Source organism: Gordonibacter massiliensis (ex Traore et al. 2017) (assembly GCF_019731765.1).
GTDB classification, from domain to species: domain Bacteria; phylum Actinomycetota; class Coriobacteriia; order Coriobacteriales; family Eggerthellaceae; genus Gordonibacter; species Gordonibacter massiliensis.
In genome coordinates, this window is sequence record NZ_JAASIO010000012.1 from 17520 (window position 1) to 34908 (window position 17389).

Genomic DNA, 17389 nt, shown 5'->3' on the forward strand with positions numbered 1-17389 from the left:
CATGCCGAAGCGCACCGACATCCAAACCATCCTCGTCATCGGAAGCGGGCCCATCGTCATCGGGCAGGCGTGCGAGTTCGACTACTCGGGCGCGCAGGCGTGCAAAGTGCTGAAATCCGACGGCTACCGCGTGGTGCTCGTGAACAGCAACCCCGCCACCATCATGACCGATCCGGGACTCGCCGACCGAACCTACGTCGAGCCCATCACGCCCGAGTTCGTGGAGCAGGTCATCGCGAAGGAGCGCCCCGACGCCCTGCTGCCCACCCTCGGCGGCCAGACCGGCCTCAACACGGCCGTCGACCTGGCCCGCGCCGGCGTCCTCGACAACTACGGCGTGGAGATGATCGGCTGCGACCTGGCCGCCATCGAGCGCGGCGAGGACCGCAAGCTCTTCAACGAGTGCATGGCGGAGCTGGGCATCGAGACGTCGCGCTCGGGCTACGCCTACTCCCTGGCCGACGCCGAGGCCATCGTGGCGGAGCTCGGCTACCCCGTGGTGCTGCGTCCCTCGTTCACGCTGGGCGGCGCGGGCGGCGGCATCGCGCACGACCCGGCCGAGCTGCACGAGATCGTAGGGCAGGGACTCGAGCTTTCCCCGGCCGGCGAGGTGCTGGTGGAGGAGAGCATCGAGGGTTGGAAGGAATACGAGATGGAGGTCATGCGTGACCATGCCGGCAACGGCATCATCGTGTGCTCCATCGAGAACTTCGACGCCATGGGCGTGCACACGGGCGACTCCATCACGGTCGCGCCCGCTCAGACGCTCTCCGACGTGGAGTACCAGCGCATGCGTGCGGCGTCGCTCGCCATCTTGGAGAAGATCGGCGTGGAGACGGGCGGCTCCAACGTGCAGTTCGCCGTCAACCCCGACAACGGCCGCATGATCGTCATCGAGATGAACCCGCGCGTATCGCGCTCCTCGGCGCTCGCGTCGAAGGCCACGGGCTTCCCCATCGCGAAGGCGGCGGCGAAGCTGGCCGTGGGCTACACGCTCGACGAGATCGTGAACGACATCACGAAGGCCACGCCGGCGTGCTTCGAGCCGTCTATAGACTACTGCGTGGTGAAGGTGCCGCGCTTCGCGTTCGAGAAGTTCCAGGGAACCGACGACACCCTGTCCACGCGCATGAAGGCCGTGGGCGAGATCATGGCCATCGGCCGCACGTTCGAGGAGTCGCTCGGCAAGGCCATGCGCTCGCTGGAGAACGGGCGCGCGGGCCTGGGCGCCGACGGCAAGGAAGGCGAGCTGCCCGACGGCGAGGCGTTCGCCGACCTCGTGGCGCGCCCCACGGCCGAGCGCGTGTTCTACCTGGCCGAGGCGCTGCGCCGCGGCTGGACGGTGGAGGAGGTGTGCGACGCCACGGACATCGACCCGTTCTTCGTCTCCCGCATGGCCGACATCGTGCGCGTGCAGGAGAACCTGCGCGGCACGCACCTGGACGAGCTGGACGCCGACGCGTTCCGCACGCTCAAGCGCTTCGGCCTGTCCGACGCGCAGATCGCGCACCTCACGAACTCCGACGAGCTCACCGTGCGCACGTGCCGCAAGATGCTGGGTGTGAAGCCCGCGTTCAAGACCGTGGACACCTGCGCCGCCGAGTTCCCCAGCTCGACGGCCTACCATTACAAAACCTACGACGCCGCCGAGACCGAGGTGGCGCCCAAGACGCGCAAGCGCGCCATGATCCTGGGCGCGGGCCCCAACCGCATCGGGCAGGGCATCGAATTCGACTACTGCTGCGTGCACGCGAGCTACGCGCTGGCCGAGGCGGACTTCGAGACCATCATGGTGAACTGCAACCCCGAGACGGTGTCCACCGACTACGACACGTCCGACAAGCTGTACTTCGAGCCGCTCACGTTCGAGGACGTCATGGACATCGTGGACGTGGAGCGCCCGGACGGCGTGGTGGTCACGCTCGGCGGTCAGACGCCGCTCAAGCTGGCCACGGCCCTGGCCGAGGCGGGAGTGCCCATCATGGGCACGCAGCCCGAGGCCATCGACCTGGCCGAGGACCGAGACCGCTTCGCCGCCATCCTCGACGAGATGGGCATCACCTACCCGGCCGCCGGCATGGCCTCCACGTACCAAGAGGCTTGCGTCGTGGCCGACCAGATAGGGTTCCCCTTGCTCGTGCGCCCCAGCTACGTGCTGGGCGGGCGCGGCATGGGCATCGTGTACGACGGTGCCCAGCTCGAGAAGTACATGGCCGAGGCCGCCAAGATTTCCCCCGACCACCCGGTGTACCTCGACCGCTTCCTCGAAGGGGCGGTGGAGGTGGACCTCGACGCGCTCTGCGACGGCGAGCGGGTGTACGTGGGCGGCGTGCTCGAGCACATCGAGATGGCGGGCATCCACTCGGGCGACTCGGCCTGCTGCACGCCGCCGTTCGCGTTGTCGGAGTCGCTGGTGTCCCAGCTGCGCTCCATCGCGCGCGACTTGGCCCTGCGTTTGGGCGTGGTGGGCCTCATCAACATCCAGTTCGCCATCAAAGACCAGGTCATCTACATCATCGAGGCCAATCCGCGCGCCAGCCGCACCGTGCCGTTCACCTCGAAGGCCACGGGCGTGCCGCTGGCGAAGATGGCCGCGCGCATCATGGCGGGGGAGCGGATAGCCGACCTCGGCCTGCCGCCCGACGACCGCCGCCTCGAGCACTACAGCGTGAAGGAGGCCGTCATGCCGTTCGGCCGCTTCCCCGGCGCCGACACGGTGCTCGGCCCCGAGATGAAGTCCACGGGCGAGGTCATGGGCATCGCCGGCAACTTCCCGGCCGCCTTCGCCAAGACGCAGCTGGCCATCAGCTACGCGCTGCCCGAGGGCGGCACGGTGTTCATCAGCGTGTGCGACCGCGACAAGCGCTCCATCGTGTCCATCGCCCGCGACATCGTGCGCCTGGGCTTCAAGGTGGTGGCCACCGCCGGCACCGCCCGCGCCCTGCGCGCCACCGGCGTGGACTGCAAAGAGGTGAAGAAGGTGCACGAGGGCTCGCCCAACGTGCTCGACCGCATCGCGAGCGGGGAAATCGCCCTCATGATCAACACCCCGTTCGGCCACGCCACGCGCGCCGACGGCTACGAGCTGCGTTTGGAGGCCGTGAAGCACGGCGTGACCCACGTGACGAACCTGGCCGGCGCCCAGGCCATGGTGGCCGGCATGGAGATGGCCCGCGAGAACGGCCTGACCGTGGTAGCCCTGCAGGACCTGCCCCAGTGGGGGTAAACTACCGCTGACACGAACGGCGGGCAGGAGCCGGAAAGCCCCCGCCCGTCTTGTAGAGATGCCCTCAAGCGAGAGGGCTCACCATCCGAAAACCGATGCCAGATAAGACAGCACGAGGTCGACCTCGTGCTCGCTCGCCCTGCCAAGGCACTTGCACTTCCGGTGCGTCAGATCCATTGTCCTCACCTGTTCGACGCAGACGAAGCACCGCACGTCGTCGTTCTCGATGCCCACGTGCAGGGGGTACCCGTTGTTCACCGAGGTGATGGGGCAGACGGCGGTTAGACTGGAGCGTCTGTTGAAGGTGTCGGAGCTGACGACGTGCGCCGGACGCTGCCTCCTTCCGTATAAACTATGTATAGACATAGTAGCAAGATCGCGAGAAGGGCACAAACGACGTTCGGCGCTCCTTTCGTCAGCCGTCCAGGAATTCCTCGAGCATGCCCTCCGGGTCGTCCAGGAAGCGGTTGAGGGCGTCCCATTCCATGGTTTGGCGCAAATCCACCTCGCGCACCTCGTCGTCGAACTGGTAGATCACCGCTCCGGGCGCCGTGAGCAGGATGGGGGAGTGCGTGGCGATGACGAACTGCGAGCTTGCCTGTGCCAGCCGCACGATCTCGGCCAAGAGCGCCACCTGTCCCAGCTGCGACAGCCCTGTCTCCGGCTCGTCCAGCACGTAGAACCCGCCGCCGCCGAAACGGCGCGACACGAGCGCGAGGATGCCCTCGCCGTGCGACACGCTGTGCAGCGAGCGTCCGCCGAAGTAGCGGCGGTCGTCCTCGAGCACGTCCATCTCCGATATGAGGTTGAACAGCGTGTCCGAGCGCACGAAGAAGCTGTCGCGCGGCCGGAAGATGCTTTTGAGCAGGCGCACGTGATCGCAGAGCTCCGAATGGTCGTCGTGCACCGAGAACGTGTAGTTGCGCGTGCCGCCCTCGGGATTCAGCCCGTAGGCGACGCTCAGAGCTTCGAGCAGCGTCGATTTGCCGGTGCCGTTCTCGCCGCAGAAGAACGTGATGGAGCTCGCCAGGTCAAGCGTCTCGATGCTCGCGATGGCCGGAACGGCGAACGGGTAGACGCCCCTCTCGGGGACGCCTTCCCAATCGATTGACAGCGAAGTCACGTATAGGTCGTCTCGCATCGCGCCCTGTTCCCATCGCATCGAAATCAGGAGTCAAGCATACCCCGCGCGCGACGAAATGGCCAGTCGCAACCGAAAGGTTACGGTTCTCCCGCAAAACGGGCGATCTGCTACACTGGATGCGTTTCGTGATTCTCCATGATTCCCTGACGAGGGCAGCCGTACCAGGAACGCAAAGACGGCGCGCAACCTACGGAAGGGAGTTTTCTCATGGCATGGGTCGTTCTTATCGTATCGGGTGTTTTGGAAGCGGTGTGGGCCACGGCGCTCGGGCGCGCGGAGGGGTTCACCAAGCTGGCGCCCTCGATCGTGTTCCTGGTCGCGCTGGTTCTGAGCATGGTTGGCCTGTCCTATGCGGTCAAGACGCTGCCGACCGGCACCGCGTACGCCGTCTGGGTGGGCATCGGCGCCTCGCTCACCGTCGCCTACGGCATGTTCTCGGGAACCGAGCCGGTCTCGGTGGCGAAGGTGCTGCTCATCGCGGGCCTCATCGCCTGCGTCGTCAGCCTCAAGCTCGTGCACGACGGCTCTTAGCAAGGTGCGACGCGGCGGGGCGCGGTTCCGGTGCGGGCGAAGCCGTGAAAGGGTCGACGCTTTCGCGCCCGTCGGCGTCGCGATGGCCCATAATGGATGCGAACCGCTGCCGGCGCATCTTCGCGTCAGGGGCGCACGTTCTTTAAGGAGAGGAAGGCGCATCGCATGGACGAGCCGCTGAAGTTCGCGACCAGAGACGAGTTCAGGGCGTGGCTGCAGGCCAACGGCGAGTCGAGCTCCGGCGTCTGGCTGCTGTTCGGCAAGCCCGGCGGCCCGAGCACGCTCAAAGCGGGCGAGGCGCTGGAAGAGGCTCTGTGCTTCGGCTGGATCGACGGGCAGATGCGCCGTATCGACGAGGGGTCCTACCGCAAGTACTTCGCGCCGCGCCGAAAGAACAGCGCGTGGTCAGATAAGAACAAGGCGCTCGTTGAGAAGCTCGAGCGGAGCGGCGCGATGGCCGATCCCGGCATAAGGGCGGTGGAAGCCGCCAAGGAAAACGGAAGCTGGGACGCCCCGAAGGCGCCGGACGTCACCGAGGAGCACATCGCGGCCTTGGAATCGCTGCTCGAAGGGCGCGAGCCGGCCCATGCGAATTTTCTGGCCATGCCCCCTTCGGTGAGGAAGACGTACGCCCGCGCGTACTTCGACGCCAAGACGGACGCCGGTCGCGCGCGCCGCCTCGCCTGGATGACGGACCGGCTCGACCGCAACCTGAAGCCCATGTGAGGTGCGGCCGCGCAGGCGGGACGGTCGCACCCGGCGACCGCGGGATCGACGGGCGGGCGTTACGAGCCCTGCCTCGCCGGCGCCCCGTCTTGCGGTTTTTGGGATTTCGGCGGCCTTGCCGACCCGCGCTTGATCGCGATCTCCAGCGCTCCGAGCGCAGCGTAAGCTTCGTGCGCCGCCGCTTCCACCTGAGTCGCATCGAGGCCGCGCTCCTCGACGACGACGCGCACCGCGGCCGCGTAGTCGCGCCGGAAGCGCTCGTTGAGCTCGGTCCAGCCCACGTGCGCGAACTCGTCGGCTGCGGCGCGATCGAGCGGAAGCCTGCCTTGCAGCATGAGCACGGCGATGACGGGGTAGCCCGCGTAGCCCTGCCAGTACGTGGCGTTGTCGTTCGAGGAATAGGTCGAGCCGTCCTCGCTCCAAGCCACGGTGTACGCCTTCGCGCCGTTCGAGGACGCGACCGTCGCGCGCCGCTCGTCGGGGTGCAGCGCGACGCACCCGTCGGCGATGGCGGACCACGCTTCGTAAACCTTCTCAAGAGGCGGCAGCTTCTCCACGGTGCTCCTTCGGTCGCGGTGTCGTGCTCGGAGACAGCATGATATCAGATGGTAGAATGATCGCCGTGAATGCCGACGAACCGTCGAAGAAGGGGTGCCCGTGACGCTTTACGACGACCTGCACGACCTGATGAAACCGCCCGCGCTGTACGAGCGGACCGATGCGGCGTTCTGGGACGACGAGCACATATCGCGCGGCATGCTGGCGGCGCATCTCGACCCTGGGTTCGAAGGGGCCAGCCGCAGCTTCGCGTTCATGGACCGCTCCGCCGATTGGATACGCGCCGCGGCGCCTCCGACGACGCATCCGCGCCTGCTCGACTTGGGCTGCGGCCCGGGATTGTACGCCGAGCGCTTCGCGCGTGCAGGCTACGCGGTGACGGGCGTCGACCTCTCGCCGCGCTCGCTCGACTACGCGCGCCGCACGGCGGGCGAGCAGGGTCTCGCCATCGACTATCGGCGCCAGAACTACCTCGAGCTCGACCTGGACGGCGCCTTCGACGTCGCCGTCATGATCTACTGCGACTTCGGCGCGCTGTCGACCGACGAGCGCCGCGTCGTTCTGCAGCGCGTCCGCGACCGCTTGCGTCCGGGCGGTGCCCTCGTGCTCGACGTGTTCTCGCGGCGCAAGCTCGAGGCCTTCGAAGAGCGCACGGTGTGGGAAGACCATCCTGCGGGCGGGTTCTGGAACGCGGGCCCGCACTTCGAGGTGCAACGGTGCTGCCGCTTTGCGGACGCCGTGTCGCTCGAGCAGATCGCGGTGATCGCCGAGGGCGCGACGTCCTACCATTTATGGAACACGTACTTCACCCCCGAGATGCTCTCGGAAGAGCTCGAAGAAGCCGGTTTCGCAGTGGCGGAGCTGGTCGGCGACGCGGCGGGTGCGCCGCTCGACGAGACCAGCCCGACGATCGCCGTGGTCGCGCGCAAGCCTGCGACCGGCGCGGACGGTCGATGACACGAATCGTGTCTTGCCGCGACGGCGCGGGTCGGCCATCCTGAAGGCCGAAAGGAGGCATGCCCGTGGATTTCGGAGAGAAGCTGAAAGCGCTGCGCGCCGAGCGCGGCCTGACCCAGGAGCAGCTTGCCGCCAAGCTGTACGTGTCGCGCACGGCCGTGTCGAAGTGGGAGACGGGCGGCGGCTCGCCCAACCTCGATTCGCTGCAGGCCGTCGCCCGCTTGTTCGACGTGTCGGTGGACGACCTCCTGTCCGCCGACGACCTCATCGTGCTCGCCCGCGACGAGCGCCGCTCAACGGCGCGCAGCAACGGCATCCTGTCGCTCGGACTGCTCGACATGCTGGCGATCGCGTTCGCGTTCCTGCCTTTGTACGGCGTGGACGACGGCTCGTTCGTGCGCATGGCCGGCTTGGCCGAGTACGGCGCATCCGTGGGCTTCGGCGTGTCGTTCGCCCTCATGGCGGCGACCGTCGCCGTGCTCGTGCTCATGGGCGCGGTGGAGGCGACGGTGGCCTTGGCCGCTGCGCGAAGGGCCTCGCGCTTCGCCGCCCTCGCAGGATTCGCGGTGCAGGCGGTCGCCGTGGTCGTGTTCACGGCGACCATGCAGCCCTACGCCGCAACGCTCATGTTCGCGCTGCTCGTGGCGAAGGCCGTCGTCGGCTATCGCATCCTGCGCTCGTAACCCCTGATCGCCCGCTATGCCACGCGCCGTGTCGCCCGTGCGACGCATCGTGGCTTGCCGCACGCCGGCGCGGATCGTTTCATGGAGGCTCGGGCCCGCAAGGGGCTCGCAGCATCCGTGAAACGAAAGGACGGTTTGATGGAAACGACCCTGATGGCCGCGTGGCTGAACGACGCGTTCGCCGCGTTCGATACGACGATCTTGGGAGCGCTCCATGCGCTCGCAGAATGCGGGGGCTTCGCGCTCACGCCGCTGTTCGAGGCGGTGAGCTTCGTAGGCGAGAAGGGCGCGTGCTTCTTCGCGCTGGCAATCGTGCTCATGGCGTTCAGGCGCACGCGGCGTGCGGGGGCGGTCATGTTCGTCGCCATCTGCCTGGGCGCGCTCGCCACCAACATCGTGCTCAAGGACCTTATCGCGCGGCCGCGGCCGTTCGAGTCGTCCGCGCTCTTCCTCGATTGGTGGCGCTTCACCGGCGCCGCGCCCGAGGACGGGTTCTCGTTCCCCTCCGGGCATATGACCGCGGCCTCCGCGGCGATGGTGGCGCTCATGCTCGCGTGCCGGAATTGGAAGGCCGTGCTCGGCGGCTCGCTCGTCATGCTGGGCATGGGCGCGGCACGCTGCTATCTGGTGGCGCACTATCCCTCCGATGTGCTGGCAGGTTTCCTCGTGGGAGCGCTCGCGGCCGTCGTCGCATGGCTACTCGTATCGAGAGCGCTTCGCTGGCGCGGGGAACGCCGAGTTGCACCTCGCCGCCGCGCCCGCGTACCCGAGCGCCGCAGGCGCTAGGACCTTCGCCGTTCGCCTCGTCCGTCGCGTCAACGGCGCGTCCGCGTACCCGCGTGCGCATTCCTTGCATTCTGGCTTGTCAGCCGCGCGTCGCGCGCGCAGATGATACAATCATCGGCCGAGAGACGAAACGCGCGCCGTCGCTCTTGCGAGCGGCGGCGAGGAGTGAAAGGACGAACGTGGCACTCGTCAACGAGCGGGCGCGCATCCTTGCGAATGCGAAGGTCGGCCCGAACCTCTACCTTATGACGCTCGATGCGCCCGACATCGCGGCGGCCATCGAGCCGGGGCAGTTCGTGCATATGAAGGTGCCGGGCATGGAGGCGCACATCCTGCGCCGCCCGTTCTCGGTGTACGCGCGCGACGTGCGCACCGGCACGCTGGAGATCCTCTACCAGGCGGTGGGCTTCGGCAGCGAGCACATGACGGGCCTCGTGCCGGGGCAGTGCGGCGACGCCGAGCTTATCGGCCCCGTCGGGCGCGCCTGGCATCCCGCCGACGCGAAGCGCGCGCTGCTCGTGGGCGGCGGCGTGGGCGCGGCTCCGCTGTTCATGCTGGCCGAGTCGCTCGCAGCCGCAGGCGCGCGCGCGGACGTGGTACTGGGCGCGCAGACCGAGCAGGCGCTCACGTGCCGGGCCCGCTACGAGGAGCTGCTCGACGCGCCGCCGCGCTGCGCCACCGACGACGGCAGTTTCGGGCGCGAGGGCTTCTGCACCTCGCTCGTCGCCGAGGCGCTGGCGGAAGCCTCCGAGACGGGCGAGCAATACGATTACCTGGCCGTATGCGGCCCCGAGCCCCTTATGAAGATCGTGGCCGGCATGGCCGCCGAAGCGGGCGTGCCCTGCGAGGTCTCGCTCGAGAAGCGCATGGCCTGCGGCATCGGCGCGTGCCTGTCGTGCGTGGTCGACACGGTTGACGGCAAGAAGCGCGCCTGCGTCGACGGCCCCGTGTTCGACGCGCGGAAGGTGGTGTGGTAGATGGGCGAGATGGAAAACGCGCTGCCGCAGACGACGGCCCCCACGAAGGTGAGCATGGCGGTGAACCTGGGCGGGTTGGAGATGAAGAACCCGGTGACGACGGCTTCGGGGACGTTCGCGGCGGGGCGGGAGTACGGGGACTTCGTGGACGTCGGCTCGCTCGGCGCCGTGACCACCAAGGGCGTGTCGTTGAACGGTTGGGAAGGCAACGCGAGCCCCCGCATCGCCGAGACGCCGAGCGGCATGCTGAACTCCATCGGCCTGCAGAACCCCGGCGTGGCGCATTTGAAGGAGCACGATCTGCCGTGGCTGCAGGAGCGCGGCGCGACGGTCATCGTGAACGTGTCGGGCCACAGCTTCGACGAGTACGTGCAGGTCATCGAGGCGCTGGAAGACGCGCCGGTGGACGCCTACGAGGTGAACATCTCGTGTCCGAACGTGGACGCGGGCGGCATGACCATCGGCACGTGCACGGACAGCGTTGAGGCCGTGGTGGGCCGCTGCCGCGCCGCCACGAAGCGCCCGCTCATCGTGAAGCTCACGCCGAACGTCACCGACGTCGCCGAGATCGCGCGCGCGGCCGAGGCGGCCGGCGCGGACGCGCTGTCGCTCATCAACACGCTTCTGGGCATGGCCGTCGACGCGAAGCGCCGCCGCCCCCAGCTCGCCCGCGTGGTGGGCGGCCTTTCGGGCCCGGCCGTGAAGCCCGTGGCGCTTCGCATGGTGTGGGAGGTGCATCGGGCCGTGTCGGTGCCGCTGCTCGGCATGGGCGGCATCTCGACCGGCATCGACGCCGTGGAGTTCATGCTAGCAGGAGCCACGTCCGTGGCGGCCGGTACGGTGAATTTCGTGAATCCGCGCGCTTCGGTTGAAATCGTGGACGGGATAGCGCAGTATTGCGAGGAACAGGGCGTACAGGACGTGCGCGAGCTGATAGGAGCGTTGGAATGCTAAGTTCGTTCGAGAAGGTCCCCGCGCGCGATCGCGTGATCGTGGCGCTCGACTGCGGCATCGAGGAGGCCTTCGACCTCGCCGACCAGCTTCAGGGCAAGGCCGCGTGGATGAAGGTGGGCATGACGCTGTTCTACGCGAACGGCCCGGCCATCGTGTACGCGCTCAAGGAGCGCGGCTTCAAGGTGTTCCTCGACCTCAAGTTCCACGACATCCCGCACCAGGTGGAGGGCGCCGCGTACGCCGCCGCCGGCAGCGGGGCCGACATGCTCACCATGCACACGGTGGGCGGCGTGGACATGATGCAGGCCGCCCAGCGGGGAGCTGTGCGCGCGGCGGCCGAGTACGGCTACGACGTGCCGGCCACGCTCGGCATCACGGTGCTCACGAGCATGAACGACGCCGCGCTGGCCGAGACGGGCGTGAGCCGCGCCATGTCCGACCAGGTGGTGGTGCTGGCCGAGCAGGCGAAGCGCGCCGGCATCTCGGGCGTGGTGGCCTCGCCGCAGGAGGCTGCGCGCCTGCGCGACATCCTGGGCCCCGACGCCTACATCGTCACGCCCGGCGTGCGCCCGGCGGGAAGCGACAAGGGCGACCAGAGCCGCGTGGCCACGCCGGCCCAGGCGTTCGCCAACGGCGCGTCGCACATCGTCGTCGGACGGCCCATAACCCAGGCGCCCGACCCGGCGGCCGCGTTCGAGGCCATCGTAGCGGAACTGTAACCTGCGCGCCGCCCCTTCTCGGTTGTTTCCCGCTTCCGACCTCGGGCGAGGCGGAATGTAACGGTTAGGCGACGAAAAAGGGTTTTATCGGGAAGCTGCTCATACAATGTGTGGCGTCGCGTTAGAATTTTTTGGAATTACAGCGATTGACAAGGCAAGACGGATAATTGCGTGATAGTATCACGGAATCGCTTTGGAGAAGAAGGAGAGAAACAGATGGCTATTCCTCAACTCAGCCCGGAAGAACGTCAGGCGGCCCTGGAGAAGGCGAAGGCGGCTCGCATCAAGCGCGCTGAGGTTCGCGACGAGCTGAAGAGCGGCAAGCTCACCTTGGCGAAAGTCCTCGAAATGAAGAACGACCCCGTGGTGGGCCGTATGAAGGTGTCTACGCTCATCGAGACCATGCCGGGCTACGGCAAGGCCAAGGCCGAGAAGATCATGAAGGAGCTGCAGATCGCCGAGAGCCGTCGCCTGCGCGGTTTGGGCGAGCGCCAGCAGACCGCCCTTCTGGAGCGTCTGGGCTAACACGCCGCATGCGACACGGCAATCTGTTCGTTATTTCAGGGCCATCAGGTGCCGGCAAGGGCACGCTGGTGGCCCGTCTGTTGCGCGAGGTGCCCGACGCCTGGGTATCGCGCTCCGTGACGACGCGCGCTCCGCGCGAGGGCGAGGTCGACGGCGTGCATTATCGGTTCGCCACCGCCGAGGAGTTCCAGAACCTGGTGGACACCGACGGGCTTTTGGAGTGGGCGACCTACGCCGGCAACCGCTACGGCACGCCGCGCGCGACCGTCGAGGAGCACATGGCCCGCGGCGACCAGGTCATCCTCGAGATCGACGTGCAGGGCGCCTTCCAGGTTCGCGACAAGATGCCCTCGGCCCACCTCGTGTTCATCGAACCGCCCTCGCTCGAGGTGCTCGAAGAGCGCTTGCGGGGACGCGGAACCGAGACCGACGAGGTCATCGAGAAGCGCATGCAGGCGGCCGCAGTGGAGCTTTCGCACAAAATGGAGTATGATATGCGGCTGGTAAACGACAACCTTGACGAGGCCGTCGCCGCGTTGGTGGGCTACGTCAACGAGCAAGCTGAGAAAGCACGAGGTTAAACGATATATGAGCATCATCGAACCTAAGATCGACGCGCTGCTGAACAAGACGGACAACGACCGTTTCCTGCTGTGCGCCCTGGCGTCGAAGCGCGCGCACGACATCAACGACATGATGCGCGGACAGCGCGACCGCGCCATCCAGCTGCAGACGGCCGTGGAGATCGCCCGCGCCGCCGACAAGAAGCCGCTGTCGCTCGCGTTCAACGAGATCGCCCGCGGCGAGGTGTCGTACGACCCGAACTCCATCGATATCAAGAACCATTAGGGTTCCGCCGTTCTCCGAACGGCGGAACCTGCCGACGCTGCGAAGCCCCACGGTCGCCCAGCTGCTCGCTCCAAGCAACCCTCGCGTGCAGAAGCACGCTTCGAGTTGCTTTCGCGGCATCTGAACGACCGTGGGGCTTCTCGCTGACTTACTACGCCAACCTGTGCGGCCGTTTTCGCGCTGCGCGCGAATCGAGTGTGTCCTGCACGAGCAACGCACGCGCTTCGCGCGAATCGTTCGACATGAGAGACTTCCATGACTGACTTCCAACGCATCATCCTCGTCCACTACCACGAAATCGGCCTCAAGGGGCACAACCGCGCCTCGTTCGAGACGAGGCTCCTGAAGAACCTCGAGGCGCTGCTGGCCGGCTTCCCCGTGGTGACGATCCATCGCATTTCGGGGCGGCTGTGCGTGTTTCTGCGCGAGGGCGCCGATTGGGACACGTCCGTCGCGGCGTCCGAGGTCATCGGCCGCGTGCCGGGCGTGGCGCGCGTGTCGAGCGGCTACAAATGCGAGCGCGACCTGGGCGAGATGGTCGAAGCGGCCGTGCTCGCGCTCACCGAGGCGGGGGAGTTCTCCACGTTCAAGGTGGCGGCGCGGCGCAACCACACCGACTTCGCCACGGGGTCGATGGATATGAACCGGATCATCGGCGGGGCGCTCTGCGACGCGTATCCCGACAAGGGCGTGCGCATGAAGGATCCCGACGTCACCGTGGGCGTCGAGGTGGTTCAAAACGCGTCGTACGTGTACGCGCGCTCCGTGCCGGGTGTGGGAGGCTTGCCGGTGGGTAGCTCCGGCAAGGTGATGTGCCTGCTGTCGAGCGGCATCGACTCGCCGGTGGCCACGTGGAAGCTGGCGCGGCGCGGCGCGGTGTGCATCGGCGTGCACTTCTCCGGGCGGCCGCAGACCTCGGACGCGAGCGAGTACCTGGTGGACGACATCGCGCGCGTGCTGGAGCGCACCGGCTGCATCGCGCGCGTGTACACGGTTCCGTTCGGCGACTACCAACGCGAGATCGCGCTCGCCGTGCCGCCCGAGCTGCGCGTGATCATGTACCGCCGCCTCATGTTCAAAGTGGCCGAGGCGCTGGCCGCGCGCGAGCGCGCGGGCGCGCTCGTGACGGGGGAGAGCCTGGGGCAGGTGGCCTCGCAGACGCTCGACAACATCCGCGCCACCGACGACGCGGTGGACATGCCGGTGTTCCGCCCGCTCATCGGCACGGACAAGCTGGAGATCATCGGCGAGGCGCAGCGGCTGGGCTCCTACGAGATATCGTCGCAGGACGCGCCCGATTGCTGCACGCTGTTCATGCCGCGCAGCCCCGAAACGCATGCGAAGCTGCCGGTGGTGCGCGAGGTGGAGTCCGCGTTGCCCGTCGAGCGCTGGGTGGCCGAGATCGTGGAGGCCGTCGAGGTCCGCGACTACGCCTGCCCCGCCTACAAGCCGAAGGCGCGCTAGCCCGCCCCTGCGGGGTCGTACCCGCAAACCCTTCTTCTCGAATATGCCGAACGCCTGTGGAAAACTCCGCAGGCGTTTGGTTTTGGTTGGAACCGCGTTGGATGCGCGTTGGATCCGTGCAAGGTTTCGACGGCGGCGGCGTTGGATGCGCGGAAGGTCCGCGTTGGCTGCGCGTTGGGTTTCCGACGGTCGCCGTGCAAGGTCGCGGCGCTATGATCGGGGCTGCGGGTACGGGCGCTGCTACCTAACTCGGGCGGCGCCCGCCTGCGGCGTGTCGGTCGGAAGCGGGGAGGGGCCATGTCGTTTCAACGGAGCGCGGAGTCGTGGCGGGCGCGGTTGCACTTGTCGGGCATGCGCCTGCCCGTGCTGGTGGGCGTGGCCGCCGTGGCGGTCGTCGTCATGGTCGGCGCGGGGAGGCTGCTGCTGGATGCGGCGACGTCGGAGGGCTTCGCGGTCGAGCGGTCGGAGAGCGCGGAGCAGGCCGGCAACGGTGCAGGCGCGGGTTCCGAGCCGGCTCCGGCTCCGCCGATGCGCGTGCACGTGGGCGGCGCGGTGTCCGCGCCCGGGGTGTACGACTTGGCCGAGGGCGCGCGGGTGCTCGACGCCATCGAGGCGGCGGGCGGCTTCGCCGACGGGGCCGCGCGCGACGCCCTCAACCTCGCGCGGGCCGTTTCCGACGGCGAGCAGGTGGTCGTTCCGAGCGAGGCCGACGCCGCCGCGGCGGCGCAGGGCTCGTCTGCGGCGGTGGGCGGCAAGATCAACATCAACACGGCCTCGGCGGCCGAACTTGACGCGCTTCCCGGCGTGGGCGCCTCCACCGCCGAGAAGATCGTGGCCGATCGCGAGGCCAACGGACCCTTCAAAACGGCCGAGGACCTGAAGCGCGTGTCGGGCATCGGCGACAAGAAGTTCGCGGCGCTCGCCGACGCGATCTGCGTCGGCTGACCCGTGCCGCGCCGATACGCGCCCCCGATGCCCCCGCGCCCGGCCCTGCCGCCGGTGCTCGCATGCGGGCTGGGGCTGTGGGCGTCCTGCGCGGCCGTCTACGCCGCCGCGCAGGCTTGGAGCCCGCAGGCGTGCCTGGCGCTCGGCGCCGCATGCCTGGCGGCCGCAGCCGGTGCCGTCGCGGCCCTGCTTGGCCGTCGACGCGGCGTGCTCGCCTGGTGCGTCGCGCTCGGGGCGCTCGCGGGCGCCGCCTGCGGCTGCGGAGGCGCGGCCTCGCTGCACGCCGCATGGCAAGAGGCTGCCGACGAGCCTCCGGGACGCCTGCGGTTCGAGGCGCTCGAGGACGGCGACGCCGGCCTGTACGGAGCCCAGTGCGTCGCCCGCGTCCGATTGGCTTCGGGCCGCGCCGTGGACGTGCGCCTGCGCTTCCCCGAGGGCGCGCCCGTGCCGCGCTACGGCGACGTGTTCGAGGCGGAGGCGTCGCTGTCCGCGCCGGGCGAGCGCGAGGCGGACCGGTGCTGGCAGCGCGGCACGGCCGCCACGGCCACCCTGCGGCAGATGGATGCGGTTGAGCGCCGTGACGCGTTGGGCGCGCTGCTGGGCGTGCGGGCCCGCGCCGCCCGGGCCATCGCTGGCGCGGGCGGGGAAGGCGCCGCCGTGCTGCGGGCGCTCGTGTGCGGCGACCGCACCGCGCTCGACGAGACCGACGCGTACGGGGCCTTCAAAACGTCCGGCCTCGCGCATCTCGTGGCCGTGTCGGGCGCGCACCTCGTCATCGTGTGCGCGTTCGCGGGTTCGGCGCTCAAGGCGCTGCGGGCACCGCGGGCCCTGGCCGCAGGCGTGCAGGCGGCGCTGCTGCTGTGCTACCTCGCGCTGTCCGCCGCGCCGGTGTCGGCCGTCCGCGCGGCCCTCATGACGTTCGCCGGCATGTCGTCGTTCTTCGCGCGCAGAAGGCCGGCCAGCTTGAACGCCGTCGGCCTGTGCGCGGCCGGCGTCGTGGCCTCGTCTCCCGCCACGGCGCTTTCGGCCTCGTTCGCCCTGTCGGTGCTCTCGACGTTGGGCATCGTGCTGTTCGCGGGCCTCGCCACCGCTTGGATCGGGCGCCTCGCGCCGTTCCTTCCGCGCTTCGCGGTCGAGGCGCTCGCGCTCACCGCCGCCTCGAGCGTCTTCGCCCAGCCGCTCTCGGCCGCCCTGTTCTCGCAGGCGCCGTTGGTCGCGCCGCTGGCGAACGCCGCCTCGGCGCCGCTCTTCCCGCTCGCCTGCGCCGGGGGCTTGGCGGCGACGGTCGCGGCGCTGGCCGTGCCGCCTGCGGGCCCGTTCCTGCTGGGCGCGGCCTCCTTGGCGGCCGAGGCGCTCTGCGCGGTCGCCCGCCTATGCGCCGGCCTCCCGTACGCGAGCGTGCCCGTGGACGTCCCCGTCGTTCCCGCGCTCGCCTGCGCGGCCGTCCTCGCCGCGCTGCTGTGGGCGCTCTGGCCCGCTCCGAACCCGCGCGCCGCCGTGATCGTCGCAGGTGCGGCCATGACGGCCGCCCTCGCGGTCGCCGTGATCGCACCTCGCCTAGCCGGGGACGAGATCGTCATGCTCGACGTGGGGCAGGGCGACGCGTTCGTCGTCCGCAGCCGGGGATCCGCCGTGCTCGTGGACACGGGCAACCAGGACCGGCTTCTGCGCGAGGCGCTGGCCCGGCACGCCGTGTACCGGCTCGACGCCGTCGTGGTCACCCATGGCGACGACGACCACATGGGCTCGCTCGCCTCGCTGAAGGGCGTGGTGCAGGTGGGCCGCGTGCTGGTGGCGAACGACGCGCTCTCCTGTCCGTGCGAGGCCTGCGCTCGCCTGCGCGCCGACGCCGCGCACCTCGTGGGCGAGGAGGGGGTGCGGGGCCTCGCGCAAGGCGACGAGCTGCGCGTGGGATCCTTCGCCCTCGACGTGGTGTGGCCGCGCGCCTTCTCCGAAGAGGGCGGCAACGCCGACAGCGTGTGCCTGCTGGCCCGCGCCGACCCCGACGGTGACGGCAACCCGGATTGGACGGCGCTCTTCACCGGCGACGCCGAGCACGAGCAGCTGGCCGAGATGGAGGATCGGGGCCTCGTGGGCCGCGTCGACGTGCTCAAGGTGGGCCACCACGGCTCGAAGAACGCGCTCACGCCCGAGCTGGCCGCCGCGCTCTCGCCGCGCATCGCGCTCGTGAGCGCGGGCGCGGGAAACCGCTACGGCCATCCGGCGGACAAGACGCTCCAAGAGCTGGCCGACGCGGGCGCGCAGGTGCGGCGCACCGACGAGGAGGGGGATGTTTCGTGCAAATTGACCGCGCAGGGCATCGCCGTGGAGGCTCTGCGGTAGAA

Annotated in this window: 18 protein-coding genes; 15 read left to right on the forward strand and 3 right to left on the reverse strand. The window is 68.9% G+C overall.

Annotated features, from left to right (window positions below):
• Window position 1: 1 nt before the first annotated feature.
• Complete coding sequence (gene carB, locus HCH03_RS12350; protein WP_185906358.1) at window positions 2-3226, forward strand: carbamoyl-phosphate synthase large subunit; 3225 nt, start codon at window positions 2-4, stop codon at window positions 3224-3226.
• A gap of 78 nt (window positions 3227-3304) precedes the next feature.
• Here carB and HCH03_RS12355 read toward each other — a convergent pair whose 3' ends face one another.
• Together HCH03_RS12355 and HCH03_RS12360 are read right to left on the reverse strand one after the other, a co-directional pair.
• Window positions 3305-3619, reverse strand: coding sequence for a type II toxin-antitoxin system PemK/MazF family toxin (locus HCH03_RS12355; RefSeq protein ID WP_246600009.1), 315 nt, complete (start codon window positions 3617-3619; stop codon window positions 3305-3307).
• A 22-nt stretch (window positions 3620-3641) separates the two neighbouring features.
• Entirely contained in the window at window positions 3642-4367 is a 726-nt protein-coding gene (locus tag HCH03_RS12360; protein ID WP_185906356.1) for an AAA family ATPase, read from the reverse strand.
• A 210-nt stretch (window positions 4368-4577) separates the two neighbouring features.
• Here HCH03_RS12360 and HCH03_RS12365 point away from each other — a divergent pair, with 210 nt between their 5' ends.
• Both HCH03_RS12365 and HCH03_RS12370 read left to right on the forward strand, forming a co-directional pair.
• Window positions 4578-4901 carry a DMT family transporter gene (locus tag HCH03_RS12365; protein WP_185906355.1) on the forward strand — a complete coding sequence of 108 codons (324 nt, stop codon included), beginning with the start codon at window positions 4578-4580 and terminating at the stop codon, window positions 4899-4901.
• Between the two features lie 165 nt (window positions 4902-5066).
• Window positions 5067-5627 (forward strand): YdeI/OmpD-associated family protein, encoded by a 561-nt coding sequence (locus HCH03_RS12370; RefSeq protein WP_185906354.1) that lies wholly within the window; start codon window positions 5067-5069, stop codon window positions 5625-5627.
• Between the two features lie 59 nt (window positions 5628-5686).
• Here HCH03_RS12370 and HCH03_RS12375 read toward each other — a convergent pair whose 3' ends face one another.
• Complete coding sequence (locus tag HCH03_RS12375; RefSeq protein WP_221689747.1) at window positions 5687-6184, reverse strand: hypothetical protein; 498 nt, start codon at window positions 6182-6184, stop codon at window positions 5687-5689.
• Window positions 6185-6284: 100 nt separating this feature from the next.
• Here HCH03_RS12375 and HCH03_RS12380 point away from each other — a divergent pair, with 100 nt between their 5' ends.
• From HCH03_RS12380 to HCH03_RS12435, 12 genes are all read left to right on the forward strand, one after another.
• Complete coding sequence (locus HCH03_RS12380) at window positions 6285-7142, forward strand: SAM-dependent methyltransferase (protein WP_221689748.1); 858 nt, start codon at window positions 6285-6287, stop codon at window positions 7140-7142.
• A gap of 59 nt (window positions 7143-7201) precedes the next feature.
• On the forward strand, window positions 7202-7825 hold the full coding sequence (locus HCH03_RS12385; RefSeq protein ID WP_246600010.1) for a helix-turn-helix transcriptional regulator: 624 nt from the start codon (window positions 7202-7204) through the stop codon (window positions 7823-7825).
• Window positions 7826-7963: 138 nt separating this feature from the next.
• Window positions 7964-8611 (forward strand): phosphatase PAP2 family protein, encoded by a 648-nt coding sequence (locus tag HCH03_RS12390; RefSeq protein WP_221689750.1) that lies wholly within the window; start codon window positions 7964-7966, stop codon window positions 8609-8611.
• A 179-nt stretch (window positions 8612-8790) separates the two neighbouring features.
• Window positions 8791-9588, forward strand: coding sequence for a dihydroorotate dehydrogenase electron transfer subunit (locus HCH03_RS12395; protein ID WP_221689751.1), 798 nt, complete (start codon window positions 8791-8793; stop codon window positions 9586-9588).
• Window positions 9589-10542, forward strand: a complete 954-nt coding sequence (locus HCH03_RS12400) for a dihydroorotate dehydrogenase (RefSeq protein ID WP_246600012.1) — start codon at window positions 9589-9591, stop codon at window positions 10540-10542. It begins immediately after the preceding gene.
• Window positions 10536-11261 carry an orotidine-5'-phosphate decarboxylase gene (gene pyrF / locus HCH03_RS12405; protein ID WP_221689752.1) on the forward strand — a complete coding sequence of 242 codons (726 nt, stop codon included), beginning with the start codon at window positions 10536-10538 and terminating at the stop codon, window positions 11259-11261. Before HCH03_RS12400 ends, pyrF begins: the two co-directional genes overlap by 7 nt.
• A 216-nt stretch (window positions 11262-11477) precedes the next feature.
• Window positions 11478-11786, forward strand: coding sequence for an integration host factor, actinobacterial type (gene mihF, locus HCH03_RS12410; protein ID WP_041239777.1), 309 nt, complete (start codon window positions 11478-11480; stop codon window positions 11784-11786).
• 8 nt (window positions 11787-11794) lie between these two features.
• The gene (gmk, locus tag HCH03_RS12415; RefSeq protein WP_080143131.1) at window positions 11795-12367 is read left to right on the forward strand and encodes a guanylate kinase; all 573 of its coding nucleotides are present in this window, start codon (window positions 11795-11797) and stop codon (window positions 12365-12367) included.
• A gap of 7 nt (window positions 12368-12374) precedes the next feature.
• The gene (locus HCH03_RS12420; protein ID WP_080143130.1) at window positions 12375-12635 is read left to right on the forward strand and encodes a DNA-directed RNA polymerase subunit omega; all 261 of its coding nucleotides are present in this window, start codon (window positions 12375-12377) and stop codon (window positions 12633-12635) included.
• A 255-nt stretch (window positions 12636-12890) separates the two neighbouring features.
• Complete coding sequence (thiI, locus tag HCH03_RS12425; protein WP_221689753.1) at window positions 12891-14099, forward strand: tRNA uracil 4-sulfurtransferase ThiI; 1209 nt, start codon at window positions 12891-12893, stop codon at window positions 14097-14099.
• A 297-nt stretch (window positions 14100-14396) separates the two neighbouring features.
• Window positions 14397-15044, forward strand: a complete 648-nt coding sequence (locus HCH03_RS12430; RefSeq protein WP_221689754.1) for a ComEA family DNA-binding protein — start codon at window positions 14397-14399, stop codon at window positions 15042-15044.
• A gap of 27 nt (window positions 15045-15071) precedes the next feature.
• Window positions 15072-17387, forward strand: coding sequence for a ComEC/Rec2 family competence protein (locus tag HCH03_RS12435; RefSeq protein ID WP_221689755.1), 2316 nt, complete (start codon window positions 15072-15074; stop codon window positions 17385-17387).
• Window positions 17388-17389 lie beyond the last annotated feature (2 nt).